At 42.4% G+C, this 13,991-nt stretch carries 13 protein-coding genes; all 13 read right to left on the bottom strand.

All coding sequences use genetic code 11. The features are described 5' to 3' along the window. Positions 1 to 72: 72 nt before the first annotated feature. Complete coding sequence (gene glmS / locus DYE54_RS05840; protein WP_115310352.1) at positions 73 to 1,905, bottom strand: glutamine--fructose-6-phosphate transaminase (isomerizing); 1,833 nt, start codon at positions 1,903 to 1,905, stop codon at positions 73 to 75. A gap of 348 nt (positions 1,906 to 2,253) precedes the next feature. Next, on the bottom strand, positions 2,254 to 3,609 hold the full coding sequence (glmM, locus tag DYE54_RS05845; RefSeq protein WP_115310353.1) for a phosphoglucosamine mutase: 1,356 nt from the start codon (positions 3,607 to 3,609) through the stop codon (positions 2,254 to 2,256). Then, positions 3,609 to 5,234: an NAD(P)/FAD-dependent oxidoreductase gene (locus tag DYE54_RS05850; RefSeq protein WP_115310354.1), complete on the bottom strand. Its 1,626-nt coding sequence runs from the start codon at positions 5,232 to 5,234 to the stop codon at positions 3,609 to 3,611. The genes glmM and DYE54_RS05850 overlap by 1 nt, the downstream gene beginning before the upstream one ends. Beyond that, the gene (locus DYE54_RS05855; RefSeq protein ID WP_115310355.1) at positions 5,218 to 6,174 is read right to left on the bottom strand and encodes a CdaR family protein; all 957 of its coding nucleotides are present in this window, start codon (positions 6,172 to 6,174) and stop codon (positions 5,218 to 5,220) included. The genes DYE54_RS05850 and DYE54_RS05855 overlap by 17 nt, the downstream gene beginning before the upstream one ends. Beyond that, positions 6,171 to 6,989 (bottom strand): diadenylate cyclase CdaA, encoded by an 819-nt coding sequence (gene cdaA, locus DYE54_RS05860; protein ID WP_115310356.1) that lies wholly within the window; start codon positions 6,987 to 6,989, stop codon positions 6,171 to 6,173. Before cdaA ends, DYE54_RS05855 begins: the two co-directional genes overlap by 4 nt. A gap of 127 nt (positions 6,990 to 7,116) precedes the next feature. After that, positions 7,117 to 7,431, bottom strand: coding sequence for an XdhC family protein (locus DYE54_RS05865; RefSeq protein ID WP_115310357.1), 315 nt, complete (start codon positions 7,429 to 7,431; stop codon positions 7,117 to 7,119). After that, a complete protein-coding gene (locus tag DYE54_RS05870) occupies positions 7,428 to 8,150 on the bottom strand; it encodes an XdhC family protein (protein ID WP_115310358.1) in 723 nt (240 codons plus the stop codon). The genes DYE54_RS05865 and DYE54_RS05870 overlap by 4 nt, the downstream gene beginning before the upstream one ends. Positions 8,151 to 8,169: 19 nt before the next feature. Beyond that, positions 8,170 to 8,976: a selenium-dependent molybdenum cofactor biosynthesis protein YqeB gene (gene yqeB, locus DYE54_RS05875; protein WP_115310359.1), complete on the bottom strand. Its 807-nt coding sequence runs from the start codon at positions 8,974 to 8,976 to the stop codon at positions 8,170 to 8,172. Then, complete coding sequence (locus tag DYE54_RS05880; RefSeq protein ID WP_115310360.1) at positions 8,973 to 9,581, bottom strand: nucleotidyltransferase family protein; 609 nt, start codon at positions 9,579 to 9,581, stop codon at positions 8,973 to 8,975. Before DYE54_RS05880 ends, yqeB begins: the two co-directional genes overlap by 4 nt. Positions 9,582 to 9,590: 9 nt before the next feature. Beyond that, entirely contained in the window at positions 9,591 to 10,349 is a 759-nt protein-coding gene (yqeC, locus tag DYE54_RS05885; protein WP_115310361.1) for a selenium cofactor biosynthesis protein YqeC, read from the bottom strand. Positions 10,350 to 10,405: 56 nt separating this feature from the next. Further along, the gene (locus DYE54_RS05890; protein WP_115310362.1) at positions 10,406 to 12,712 is read right to left on the bottom strand and encodes a xanthine dehydrogenase family protein molybdopterin-binding subunit; all 2,307 of its coding nucleotides are present in this window, start codon (positions 12,710 to 12,712) and stop codon (positions 10,406 to 10,408) included. After that, positions 12,712 to 13,167 (bottom strand): (2Fe-2S)-binding protein, encoded by a 456-nt coding sequence (locus DYE54_RS05895; RefSeq protein WP_115310363.1) that lies wholly within the window; start codon positions 13,165 to 13,167, stop codon positions 12,712 to 12,714. Before DYE54_RS05895 ends, DYE54_RS05890 begins: the two co-directional genes overlap by 1 nt. After that, a complete protein-coding gene (locus tag DYE54_RS05900; protein WP_115310364.1) occupies positions 13,158 to 13,946 on the bottom strand; it encodes an FAD binding domain-containing protein in 789 nt (262 codons plus the stop codon). Before DYE54_RS05900 ends, DYE54_RS05895 begins: the two co-directional genes overlap by 10 nt. Positions 13,947 to 13,991: the final 45 nt, after the last annotated feature.

The following is a 13,991-nucleotide window of genomic DNA, read 5'->3' on the forward strand; positions in this document are numbered from 1 at the left end:
CCCGAATATGTCATTCTGTACATGAAAAATAACCGTGGCTACAAAAATGTAGCCACGGTGTAAAGAGTTTGATTATTCTACGGTCACAGATTTAGCCAAGTTTCTTGGTTTATCTACATCAGCGCCACGAGTAATCGCTGCATAATACGCCAATAATTGTAAAGGTACAACTGCTAAAATTGGAGCCGCATATTTATCAGCACGAGGCACAAAAATCGTATGATCCACATACTTTTCAAGCTCTGTATCACCTGCTAAACCAAGGCCAATAACAACAGCATCACGAGCTTTAACTTCTTTGACGTTGCTCATCATTTTTTCGCGTACATCATCTTGTGTCGCAAGAGCAATCACTGGTACGCCTTCTTCAATCAAAGCCAAAGTACCATGTTTTAATTCCCCACCAGCATAAGCTTCTGCATGGATATAGGAAATTTCTTTTAATTTTAAAGATCCTTCCATAGCTACTGCATAATCGATGGAGCGACCTAAGAAGAATGCATCTTCGCGGAAGCCATAATTACGTGCAAACGCTTTAATATCATCTACGGATTCAAAAATTTCATTGCATAAATTAGGCAATTCATGTAAATCCGTTAAAATTTGTTCCCGCAAGGAAGCATCTAACTTACCATTTAATTGGCCAAGATATACGGCCAATAATAACAAGGCTACTAATTGAGTTGTATACGCTTTAGTAGAAGCTACTGCAATTTCAGGGCCAGCCCAAGTATAAATCACTTGATCCGCTTCACGAGAAATAGAAGATCCTACTACATTCGTTACGGCCAATGAACGAGCACCTAAGCGTTTAGCTTCTTTTAAAGCAGCCAATGTATCACTTGTTTCACCCGATTGGCTAATTACGATAGCCAATGTATTTTTATCAGTTAATGGATTACGATAGCGATATTCAGAGGCAATATCAACTTCTACCGGAATACGCGCTAATTGTTCAATATAGTATTTAGCCACTAAACCGGCATGATAAGCAGTACCACAAGCGGTAATCAAAATGCGATCAATAGACGCTACATCCGCTGGTTCCCAACCAAGTTCTTCATAGATAACTTCTTTATTATCTTTAGAAATGCGGCCGGTTAAAGTATCACGAATCGCTTTAGGCTGTTCGTAGATTTCTTTTAACATGAAATGCTCAAAACCACCTTTCTCTGCAGCTTCCGCATTCCAGGTCACATGGAATACTTTTTTATTAATTGGATTACCAGCGCGATCACTGACGCTAACCGAATCTTTAGTCACAATCGCCACTTCGCCATCATTTAAGATGTATGTATCACGCGTATGATTAATAATGGCTGGAATATCAGAGGCAATAAAGTTTTCCCCTTTACCAAGACCAATAACTAATGGATTATCCTGTTTTGTACAAATAATACGGCTAGGATCATCTGCACACATAATAACTAAAGAGTAAGACCCTTCAATACGATCTAACATACGACGAACCGTACCTTCAAAGTCACCATCGTACATATCAGCTAATAGATGAGCCACTACTTCTGTATCTGTTTCTGACTTAAATTCATAGCCTTTTTTAAGTAGTTCTTCTTTAATAGGCAAGTAATTTTCTACAATGCCATTATGTACAACAGCAAATAATCCCTTAGCATCTGTATGAGGGTGGGCATTCATGTCCGATGGACGGCCATGCGTTGCCCAACGCGTATGACCAATCCCCATAAAACCAGGGTTTGGATCTGCTTTAACAACACCTTCCAAATTAGCCAAACGACCTACTTTTTTCTGTACTTTAATTACATTATCTGGGCCTAATACAGCAATCCCAGCAGAATCGTAACCACGATATTCAAGCTTAGACAAACCGTCTAACATAAACGTGGACGCGTCCTCAAATCCAATATATCCTACAATACCACACATGGTTGTTTCCTCCTAAAATAGACTTACTTCATAGCTTCCTATAAACCCTTTGTTCCTCTGTCACCACAGGACTTTGTAATTTATATAACGACTGAAGCTGGCCGAGAGGCATCCGCTGATTCTTCGATACTCCTCTACCTCGTCTACTGAAACGGCTGTCCCCGCTCAGTGCTTGCGCTATTCGCCTTTACGAATTTGGTACTCTCCTTTACTTAAGGTCCGACAGTCTACATAGTTTTTGTCTCATAGACAGACTACGTTACAGTATATTATACGGCATAGACCTATATATTGTAAAGAAGGGGCCCTAAGGCCCCTTCTTTACTGCTTTTTCAACAACTATAGCCGTTACTCTTCAACCAAACCTTGTTCACGACCAATGGTCTCAGCAATAGTATTACAAAGTCGTTCCAATTGTTCTTGATCGGGTCCTTCTGCCATAACGCGAATTAATGCTTCGGTACCAGACGGACGAACTAATACCCGGCCATTTTCACCAAGTTCACGAGCCGCTTCTGAAATTTCTGCTTTAATAAGTGGATTTTCATCCCAACCAGTTTTAGTGACTACATGAACATTTACTAATAATTGTGGGTATTTAACCATAACTTTAGCTAATTCAGACAATGGCTGGCCAGATTTTTTTATAAGCGCCAACATTTGCACCGCTGTCAATAAACCATCGCCCGTACTATTATAATCTAAGAAAATGACATGACCGGACTGTTCACCACCAATAGAATAGCCGGCTTCTCGCATTTTTTCCAATACATAACGATCACCTACAGCGGTAGAATACGTTTTCATACCTAATTCGTGCGCCGCTTTATGAAAACCTATATTACTCATAACGGTGCCTACAATCATATCATCTTTTAAACGGCCTTGCTCTTTCAACTGTTTAGCACAAAGCAACATAATTTGGTCGCCATCTAAGGTTTGTCCTTTTTCATCGACTAATAGACAACGATCGGCATCCCCATCATTGGCAATACCTACATCAGCCCCATACTTAAGAACGGCAGCTTGTAACCCTTCCATATGAGTAGAGCCAGCATTTTCATTAATATTAACACCATCAGGATCTACATTAATAGCAATAACCTTAGCCCCTAATTTTTCAAATACTTCAGGACCTACTGCTGAAGCAGCTCCATTAGCACCATCATATACAACGGTCAATCCTTCTAAGGATACATCAACTGTGCTCTCTACAAAAGCCGCATATTCATGAGCTAATTCACGACTATGCAAAATGCGCCCAATATCAGCACCTGTGGGGCGTTCTAAATCATTTTCACTACTCTTTTGACATAATATTTCCAATTCATCTTCCACTGCATCAGGGAGTTTAAACCCTTGTCCATCAAAGAATTTAATTCCATTGTCAGGGAATTTATTGTGCGAAGCTGAAATCACAACACCCGCATCCCAACCATGTTTACGCACTAAATAAGCCACTGCTGGCGTTGGTACCACACCAGCTACCACTACATCACCGCCAACAGAACAAATACCTGCAGCCAATGCATTTTCTAACATGGCACCAGAAATACGAGTGTCACGACCAATTAAAAATACAGGGCGTTTCTTTTGACGACCGAAATAAGCAGCCGCCGCACGACCTAAGTGATAGGCTAACTCCGGTGTTAAAAAGGCATTAACTACCCCACGTACACCATCAGTACCGAACAATCTAGACATTATGCTTCTCCTTCCTGTGCCGTTAACGGCTTATACGCGACCATAACACGAATGGCTGTTTCCGCACCATCCAAAGCGGCACTCATGATGCCACCCGCATAGCCGGCGCCTTCTCCCATAGGATATAATCCTTTAATTGTAGGTGACTCTCTATCGTCATCCCGTAAAATACGCAAAGGTGAGGACGTTCGAGTTTCTACACCAGTCATACAAATTTGTGGCTCATCAAACCCCTTAATTCGACGACCAAAATACGGTAATGCCCGCTCCATAACATCAGTCACATACGTAGGCAAGCACTCATGTAAATCCGCGGCCACTACACCAGGCCGATACGAATGAGGAGCTTCAGGCTGTCCCACAGGTACGGTTCCTACCTGATGTGCTAAGAAGTCGCCCACCGTTTGTAATGGAGCCTTATAATCACGGCCGCCCAATTCATAGGCTTTCGCTTCCCACTCCCGTTGAAAAGCTACGCCCCCCAATGGATGTGTGCCAAAATCATCTGGCCCAACAGTAACAACTAACGCACTATTCGCAACGCCACTAGCACGCGCATATAAACTCATACCATTTGTTACTACATGACCTGTTTCAGAAGCCGACGCTACCACTTCGCCACCAGGACACATACAGAAACTGTACGCCGTGCGTCCTGTCTCTTTATCATGGTATACTACCGAATATTCGGCTGCCCCAAGACCTAGTTCAGCCGGCTCAATCCCATATTGAGAAATATCAATCATCGCTTGTGGATGCTCGATACGCACGCCAACGGCAAATGGTTTACTCTCCATGGGAATGCCCGCATGATACATCATTTCATAGGTATCGCGCGCACTATGACCAATACCAGCAAACACTAAATTAGTTGAAATCGTTTCAGTATCATTAACAACTACGCCTGTCACCTGACTTTTTTCAAGTATTAAATTAGTGACTTTAGCACCAAAACGAACGTCACCGCCCCAAGCAATAATCTGCTCACGCATGGCTTTTACCATACCACGGAGCACATCCGTACCCACATGGGGCTTATGTTTATACAAAATTTCTTCCGGCGCCCCAAACTGAACAAAATACTTAGCAATCTCGTGGAGTCGTGGATGGGTAACTCGTGTTGTTAATTTCCCATCAGAAAAGGTTCCTGCGCCACCTTCGCCAAATTGTACATTCGATTCGGGCTTAAAATGACCAGTTGACCAAAATTCTTCCACATCTTTGGCTCGTTGATCCACATCTTGCCCTCGTTCCAGTACAATTGGGCGATATCCCTCTCGGGCCAAGTAAAAGGCCGCCAACATACCGGCCGGTCCGAAACCAACGACCACCGGCCGATGCACTAACCGCTGCTCACCATGCACAATAGTTTCTGGTTCAATAGGCTCCATGGTGCTCACATTTTTATCACGGCCTAAGCGCTTCATGATGTGGCCTTCATCACGAACTGCCACAAATAAGGTATATACAAAAGTAATGTGTGGTTTCTTACGCGCATCCACAGCTCTGCGAACTACGTGAATTTGCTCTATCTGGCCTTTCAAAACAGGAAATTTATGAACAAGTAAGGCTTCTAATGGATCCTTAGTTTTTACATCCACTCGAAAATTAATTATTCTTAGCATTAGTGTCTCCTAAATATTTTTTTACAATTTCCACAATCACATGTACTTTTGTAGGGGTCACTGCATAGGTATCACCAGCAACTACATCATAGTCGCCTTCAAGATTTGCAATTTGACCATTTAATGGAATATCGACTGTTCGAATTTCTGATAAATTCTTAATATCCCCTTCTTTGCCACTAACGAGTACTTGTTGTGGCTCTACAGTAATACTCTTAATAGCATATTCATTACCTAAAGAACCCGTCACATTGGCAACAACTGGTAAATTCTTTTCAAAACGAATCTGTTCTAACTCAATCTGAGCTTGTCCTTGACGTGGCGTAATGGTTACATTATCAACTGTTTTACCAGCTCCATCAACAGCGACCATCATACCTGAAGCCGTAAAATTAGAACGACGGTCATTCATCTTAATCCGTAGTATAACATGAGCCACACTGTCTACTTCTTGTTTAGCACCACTAATCGTGACAACCTTAGGCACTGTATTAACCGATTTAATCGCAATATCATCAGGTACTTTGCCTAATTGTTGCACTTCTACCGGCACTTCTTTAAGCATATACTCATCTACATTTACATTGACTGTATCTGGCGTCATACTTACTACCGTAATCCCCGCTGGAGGCGTAAACAGAATTGGTAAACTCTGCTGGCCCGGTGACACATCGCCCATATCCAAATGGGCTTTCAAAGCGCTCTGATTAATGGCTAGTATAGAATTTCGAGGCCCACGCAAATGGACATGAACTTCTGACGGAATATTATCTACTACGTATTGAGAATTTAAATTCTGCACTTGTACAGGCACCGTATAATTAATATCTACAATAGGGTTTTGTTCTTTCATGACAAAGAACCACAATAAAATAGCGCCTAGTAAAGATAGAATTTTGGCCATCCAATGGCCTTGAATTTTATGGAAAAATTGCATCATTTCTTACCCCTCCATTTCTTAAGGAAGGACAAAGCTGACTTAGGTCGTTCCATGAAAGCACGTAACGATTCACGCAACTGTTCTTCTGGTAAATGACGATAAATATGACCACCATAAGTATAGGATATTTTACCAGTTTCTTCACTAACTACAAGTACAACCGCATCCGCTTGTTCACTAAGGCCAATCGCCGCTCGATGTCGTGTGCCCAGTTCAGTACTTAACGATCTATCTTGCGTTAACGGCAATAAACACGCTGCTGCCATAACCCGATTATTGCGAATAACAACGGCACCATCATGGAGTGGCGTGTTAGGAATAAATATATTATTTAGTAATTCACGCGATACTTTACCATCAATTTCAATGCCTGTATCAATGATTTCACCAAGGCCTACTTCCCTCTCAAAAACAATTAGAGCCCCGATTTTTTCGCGCGACATAACTTTGGCTGATGCCATCACTTCATTGACTAAATTATCAATTTCCATTTCACTAACATCTTGTGATTTTGAAAATAAACGACCCCGGCCCAATCGTTCTAACGCACGGCGCAATTCAGGTTGAAATACAACTGGTAATGCTACCAATAAGACTGTCATCCCCTGTTGCAATAACCAGCTAATCACGTGCAAATCAAAAAATCGACTGGCCACATTAATAAGGCCAAGTACAACTAAACCTTTTAAAAGAGCCATGGCCCTCGTATCACGAATCTGTTTATATAAATAGTATATTAAAACCGCTACGGATAAGATATCAACTAAATCACCAAAGCGGAATGTTTCAATTAAGCCTTGCAGCTGTGTCATCATATTAAACCACTCCTCTAGGGGTACGATAAATAAATAAGAGTACACTGTGTATATGCACAGGTACTCTTTTATTTTACCTTATTTTCAGTTCGCTGTAAAATATTGTCAACCAAGAGTGTGACCTATTTTACACATTTTGAGTCTCAATCCAAACGTCTAAATTGCCCCCACAAACCATGCCTTCTTTTACGGCCACATCATCATTTAAATCCACTAAAATACGACGATGTGCTTCTTTTTTCTGCAAGGCTTCTAAGGCATTAAGCCGAATTTCATTTTCTGCTCGGCCGCCACCAATCGTACCAAAAATAGAACCATCAGGATGGACTACCATCGTAGTCCCTGCTTTACGCGGTGTAGATCCTTTGGTCTGTAAAATAGTGGCTACCGCTAATGTATCGGTTTCACGGCCTTGTAAATAACGCACAAATTCTCGTTTCATCGACCTTGTCCTCCTCGCGATAGAAAACCTGCTTTACGCCCACGGGTAACAGCTAAAAACTCACTTACAATAGATACGGCGATTTCTTCAGGCGTTTCAGCCCCTAAGGACAAGCCAATCGGTGCATAGATTTTATCTAATTCCGCCTGGGTCCAGCCACTCTCTTTGAGGACTTCAAACGCATGGAATACACGTTTATGGCTCCCCATAACCCCCATATATGTTGAATCTACTAAATGTCGCACTTGATTGAGACAAATACTGTCATATTCATGAGCACGCGTCACAATAATAATTCCCTTATAGCTATTTAATGGTAATTGTGATGCTAAATCATTGAAATCTAGGCACATACGGCGTACCCGTTCATCAAAGAAATCTGGTCTCAAATATTCAGCGCGATCATCAACAACCGTTACATGACAACCAATAAACAAAAGCATATCAGCAATACAGCGACTCACATGACCAGCACCTAACACTAGGACTTCAGGGTCTTTTTCCACCGGTTGTACAAAGCATTCCATGGCCCCCAAATTCAAAATACTAGGTCGTTGATCTGGTTTTATCGACAACCCATCTATAGGTTGCCCATACACTACATCCCCGGTTTCCCCATATACTACTTTATCCCCTTGACGATTTCCTGTCAGCACTGTCACCATGATTGATTTTTTATCTTTAGCCAGGCGCTGCTCAATTACATCATATAAATTCATAGAACTCCTCATTTTGTCACTACTTCTGTTCTTGCTCATAACAAAAGGCCAATACCGCCTCTAAAACTCCACCAGCTACTGCCAATGCTTTATCTGAAATCGTGTAGCAATGGAATTTTTCACAACGGGCATCAACATCGGCCAGTTTAAACCCTTTGGTCACCATTAAGCCTGAAGCTAATACACCTCGTAAAATACCAGCTATCTGAGATTTTACAGGTACATCATCCACAAAGCCAATCGTTTCATCAGCTTCTACTTCTTCACCAATATGGCGTTTAGCTGTAAATAAACCATCACAAGGAGCATGCATAACTCGCTCAATCGTATAGCCGCCTACACTACCAGGAACACCTGTATTAGGCAAAGCGCTCCCTTCATAAATACATCGACCTAATGTATGTCCACGCATTGTCTCTACCACCACATCCACGTCATCACCAGCCGTAAAACCAGGGCCACAGGCAATAACTAATGAGGCATCATCATTATGGGTACCAACATTGCGTTTAGCTAAAATGGCATCAACTACAATATCCGGTTGTAAAGCGGCTAATACCGTTTCATAGGCTTCCGTAACTACAGGGATAATTTCATCGCCCCTAGTAATCATAGATTCTGCTTCAGTTAGCGTGACATGCCGAGCTGCTAACCGTTCTAATAACACTTCACCACGATGAACCGCTGCGCCATAACAGACTTTGCGACGAATCATCGTAGGAATGGGTAATTCATTAATTACAACACGAAAACCAGCGCGACGTAAGCGGTACACACAACCTGACGCTATATCACCACCGCCACGCATCAAAACTAAAGGTTTCATAGTTTACCCCACATATTATATAACTGTTCATATTCAAAAGGCGTATCTACATCTACGCCCACAGGCTCTTCAATAGCAACGAACCTAATATAGGGCTTACCAATTCCCTGCAAAATTTCTCGACCACCATGATCAGCGGTAATTCTTTGAAGCGCTTGCTTCCAATCAGGGCCAAAAATAACTGGATTACCACGCTGGCGATCCCTACCATATAAAGGACAAATAATAGACTTAGCGCACTCAGGCATTAGTTCATACGCTTCTACCAATTGTGCTACGACTTCTTTCGTCATCAATGGTTGATCCACCACGGCACAAAGTACAGCCCGTGACGAAGTCCCTAAGGCCTGAATACCACAAGCCAAAGAGGTCCCTTGACCCAAAGATGCTTTGTCATTAAACACGATTTCATATCCATGAGAACTAGCAATGGATGCCAACTCATCAACAGACTGTCCAGCCACTACCACTCGTTGCCCACCTAATTGGCTGTAAGCCTCACAAGCAACATCTAGCAATGTCCCTTGGCGCCAAGGTAATAAGGCTTTACACGTACCCATCCGCCGGCTCAAACCAGCAGCCAAAATAACTACATCCACTGCCATGTAGAACCTCTATTGCCACCGTAATACACGAGCAATTTCACAACTTGCTTTATAACCATCAGCCAGTACAATCATAGCCAGCTTACTGTCAGCTAACCGATCCAAAAAATCATCAATAATCCGATGTTGAACCGTATCATAGCCCGTGCAGAATAAAATGCGACGGCCTCGACTATATTGAAATAGGCCCTGTGGATGAAGGACTAAACGCGCTAACATTGACGGTGTAACAACCGCGCCTTCAGGGCGCTCCATAATCGCCGAAACTTCCTCTATATTGTGAACATGCTCTGGTGTAAGTTGAGTCCCCAACATTTGCAAATTAACAACACCAATGGTTGTATTTGTCTGCGTAGGAATAACAGGTTCAGAATTTTTAGGTGCTTTTAGCCATTTTTCTTTGGCCCCATCGGCTTCGACTAGAATTTGCCACTTTGGATGAACCATGTGCATCTCATCAATTGCTTTAGCAGGCAAAGACGTCACCTTAGTCCCGTCTACGCCACTAAACCACGCTGCACAACGCCCACGATGCATAGCTTTATGACAAGCTTCTTCAGCCTCATTAAAGTCAGTCCCATAGTAAGGGTTCCACAAGGCCACTTGCGACTCATATAATTTCGTCGTAGTAGTCACTAAGGTTGGTTGTCCTTCTAAACCACCATACTCGACTAATTTAGCGAGTACCGTCGTCTTACCACCGGCCCCTACAATGGCCGTAATCCCTGGCTGAATTAACGAACTCCAATGTTTTGCTTGCATCGTCATGGCTATTCCTCCTCAGTATGAGCCTTCTATTCTGCTCGAAATTAAATGCCTACCTTTTATTCTTTCGCCATCAAAGCCTGAAATACCTTTTCTGAAATCATAGGTAATGTAGTTAATTCTGCACCACATGCATTTAAGATAGCGCCCTGAATAGCGGGGCAAGAGGTATTAATGACCACTTCACCAATGGACTTAACCCCAAAGGCACCTGTTGGCTCATGTGATTCCACAAAATCTACATGAATACGTCCCATATCACGGCGTGTTGGAATTTTATAACTCATAAAATTATTAGTCTCCAATAAACCGCAAGACGAATAGCGAATTTCTTCAGTTAACGCCATTCCTATCCCTTGTACTATACCACCTTCTGCCTGTACTCTAGCTAAAGCTGGATTTACAATGGTTCCACAATCTACAACCGCATAAAAATCAAGTGGTGTCACTTGTCCCGTTTCCATATCTACACTTACTTCAGCAATGCCTACCATAAATGGTGGTGGTGATGTATGACTTCCCCAAGTAGCAAAGCCAACTAATTGTTCAGGACTATGCCCCAAACTTACCATCAATTTAGGCGCTAATTCCTGCGTTGTCATAGATTTGCGGCCATCTTTAGTATTAGCCATGACGCCATCAAATTCAATCTCTTCTTCGGGCACTTCCAAATACCTAGCAAAGGCACGAATTATTTTTGCCTTCAAATCTTCAGCCGCTAACTTAGCTGCAGTCCCCGTTACATAGGTCGTACTCGATGCATAAGAACCTGGGTCAAAAGGCACTACATCCGTATCTGCTTCATAACAAGTCATATGATCTAGCGGACAGCCTAATACTTCGCAGGCCATCTGCATAAGAATAGTATTAGCCCCTGTGCCCATATCAGTCGAGCCTGTATATAACGTATAATAGCCGTCATCTTGTAATTTAATTTCTACAGAAGCCGTATCAATTTTCGCAACACCAGAACCTTGAAAAGCCAGCGCCATTCCTAAACCACCACGATGTGTTTCATCAATTTGCCAACTATGAGGTCGTTCATCCCATCGAGCCATTTTTTTCGCTTTGGCAATGGCTTCTTTCAATAGTCCCGACTCTAACACTTCATCAGGTTCATAGACCAAGGATGTTTCACCAACACCAATCAAATTCTTTAAGCGTAATTCACTCTCATCCATCCCCATGGCCTTTGCCAACTTAGTCACCGCACATTCCAATGGCCAAAGAGCCTCTGTTGCTCCATACCCACGGAAAGCACCGCCAGCCATATGATTGGTATACACAATATTAGACTCATATCGTACGGCTTTACCTTTATTATAGAGGGGCACAGACTTATGCTCGCCCGCGGTAAACGTTGTAAAGGCATGTGTTCCATACGCGCCAGCATCGGATGTCGCTACCATATCAATGACCTGAATAATGCCATCTTTCGTAGCGCCTAGACGAACCTTCCATTCCCTAGCATGACGGCTGGTAGAACAATTACTCGCTTCGTGACGAGTATATACTAAAACAGCTGGTTTCTTTAATGTCCAAGTTACAAATGCACAATACAATTCAGTACAAGCGGTTTGTTTGGAACCAAAACCACCACCAATACGTGGTTTAATAACACGGATTTTCGTAGCAGGTATTTCTAAAGCGCGTGCTATATGGCGACGCACATGAAATGGAATCTGCGTTGAACTAGTACATACTAAACGCCCAAACTGATCAATCGTACAAAAAGTTCTAAATGTTTCCATCGCCGTTTGTAACGTAGCTTGATCGAAATAGGTTTCTTCCACTACATAATCACATTTAGCCAGTTCTCCTTCTAAATCCCCAGCTACACGGCTATAAGAGCAAGCTAAATTGCGTTTAGGGTCACCCCCAACAGGTATATTGTAATGTAAATCATCTTCAGGATGAACCACAGTTGGATGATCTAGCGCCGTATGAATATCTAATACAGGCTCCATCACATCATACTTCACATGGATTACTTGCATCGCTTGTATAGCCGTCTTTTCATCTTTAGCCACCACAATCGCTACAGCATCCCCCACATACCGTACATATTGGTCTAAAATCAAAGAATCATACGCCGATGGTTCTGGGTAACTCTGCCCGGCTAAGGTAAACCGTGTTTTAGGCACATCTTTATAGGTAAAAATAGCTTCAACCCCAGGTATACGTAAGGCCGCTTTCAAATCGATGTCAATAATTTTGGCCATAGCGTAGGGACTGCGCATAATTTTTATCACCAATGCATGGGGTGGGATAAAATCTTCTGTATAGGCAGGACGGCCACTTAAAATCGTACTTGCATCTACTTTTTTATAGGATCGCCCTACATGCTTACGCTTTTGTTGTTCCATTATGCTTCCACCTCCGCTAAATAGCGTCGAATGCCACGTAAATGTGACTCATAACCAGTACAACGGCATAAATTGCCTACTAGGAAATCTCTAATTTCATCATCCGTAGGGTTTGGATTCTTACGACGTAAAGCCATCGCACTCATCATCATCCCCGTTGTACAATACCCACATTGATCGGCACCTTCAGCAGCTAAACAATCAGCTAACAAAGCAGCTTCTTCCGCTAACCCTTCCAAGGTCGTCACCTCATGTCCATCCGCTCGAAATGTAGGATAAGAACAAGATAATATTGTATTACCATCAAGCCATACGGTACATAAACCACAATTCATCGTATCACAACCACGACGCATGCTAAAATAGCCTTGCTTACGCAATGTAGCTAATAACATTTCATCTGGTTCTACTGAAGTTTTTAAGACTTTACCATTTACTGTTAATGTTACGTCCACTGCTCTACCTCCTGCACTAAACGTTTCACAATTACTTTCGTCATAGCCTGGCGATAACTAGCCGATGCATGAGAGTTCGTTTGAAACGGAATTTCATTAGCGGCTACCTCCATAGCTTCCTGTAGTCCAGCTACACCTTTGGCCGTTAAAATTTCACCCGCTTGTACAGCTTCCTTAGCGACAGCCGGCCGACAACCAATATATATATGATACCCTGTTTCATCTTTACGCAAAGCTCCGGTCAAATACGGAAAATCAGATACGGACTTACGTAAATTTTCCGCCACTACGAGCGCGTCGGTTTTAGGAATTCGAATTTCCACTAATACATCCCGTTCGCGTAACGCTAAGAAATCTACGAGACTCATAACCCCGTGTTTATATAACACGACTTCTGCCTGCAATGCCAACAAGGATGGAATTATGTCAGAAAAGCCAAATTTAGCTGCTACCGATCCACCTAATGTTGCCATATTACGAAATTGAACACCCAACACCGAATGAACGACCTTAGGTAAAACCCCCTTGCTAAAAGTTTTAAATGGTCCAAATCGTTCCACATCACCTTGTGTCGCCATAGCACCAATGGCATAATATGATTCTTGGTCACGAATATAATCAAGACCTAATCCTGACATATCAATAACCATAGGCCAACGCCAACTCCCTAAGCCAATCCACGCACCACCAGCCAATAGTGGCATAAAGCGATGTTTCATCGCTAAATCATAGGCTTCTGCTACCGTCTTTGGTTGCAATAATTGCCGATACATCAACATGATAAGCCTCCTACATCTATACCTTTATAAAATAAGTATCGCTTT

Source organism: Veillonella criceti, assembly GCF_900460315.1.
GTDB lineage: Bacteria > Bacillota > Negativicutes > Veillonellales > Veillonellaceae > Veillonella_A > Veillonella_A criceti.

Excerpts from the sequence above, each read along its gene's own strand:
- DYE54_RS05900 (WP_115310364.1), bottom strand. The coding sequence starts at position 13,946 with ATGTTGATGTATCGGCAATTATTGCAACCAAAGACGGTAGCAGAAGCC.
- DYE54_RS05850 (WP_115310354.1), bottom strand. The coding sequence starts at position 5,234 with ATGCTAAGAATAATTAATTTTCGAGTGGATGTAAAAACTAAGGATCCA.
- DYE54_RS05890 (WP_115310362.1), bottom strand. The coding sequence starts at position 12,712 with ATGGAACAACAAAAGCGTAAGCATGTAGGGCGATCCTATAAAAAAGTA.
- yqeC (WP_115310361.1), bottom strand. The coding sequence starts at position 10,349 with ATGACGATGCAAGCAAAACATTGGAGTTCGTTAATTCAGCCAGGGATT.
- cdaA (WP_115310356.1), bottom strand. The coding sequence starts at position 6,989 with ATGATGACACAGCTGCAAGGCTTAATTGAAACATTCCGCTTTGGTGAT.
- DYE54_RS05880 (WP_115310360.1), bottom strand. The coding sequence starts at position 9,581 with ATGGCAGTGGATGTAGTTATTTTGGCTGCTGGTTTGAGCCGGCGGATG.
- DYE54_RS05865 (WP_115310357.1), bottom strand. The coding sequence starts at position 7,431 with ATGAAACGAGAATTTGTGCGTTATTTACAAGGCCGTGAAACCGATACA.
- glmS (WP_115310352.1), bottom strand. The coding sequence starts at position 1,905 with ATGTGTGGTATTGTAGGATATATTGGATTTGAGGACGCGTCCACGTTT.
- yqeB (WP_115310359.1), bottom strand. The coding sequence starts at position 8,976 with ATGAAACCTTTAGTTTTGATGCGTGGCGGTGGTGATATAGCGTCAGGT.
- DYE54_RS05855 (WP_115310355.1), bottom strand. The coding sequence starts at position 6,174 with ATGATGCAATTTTTCCATAAAATTCAAGGCCATTGGATGGCCAAAATT.
- glmM (WP_115310353.1), bottom strand. The coding sequence starts at position 3,609 with ATGTCTAGATTGTTCGGTACTGATGGTGTACGTGGGGTAGTTAATGCC.
- DYE54_RS05870 (WP_115310358.1), bottom strand. The coding sequence starts at position 8,150 with ATGAATTTATATGATGTAATTGAGCAGCGCCTGGCTAAAGATAAAAAA.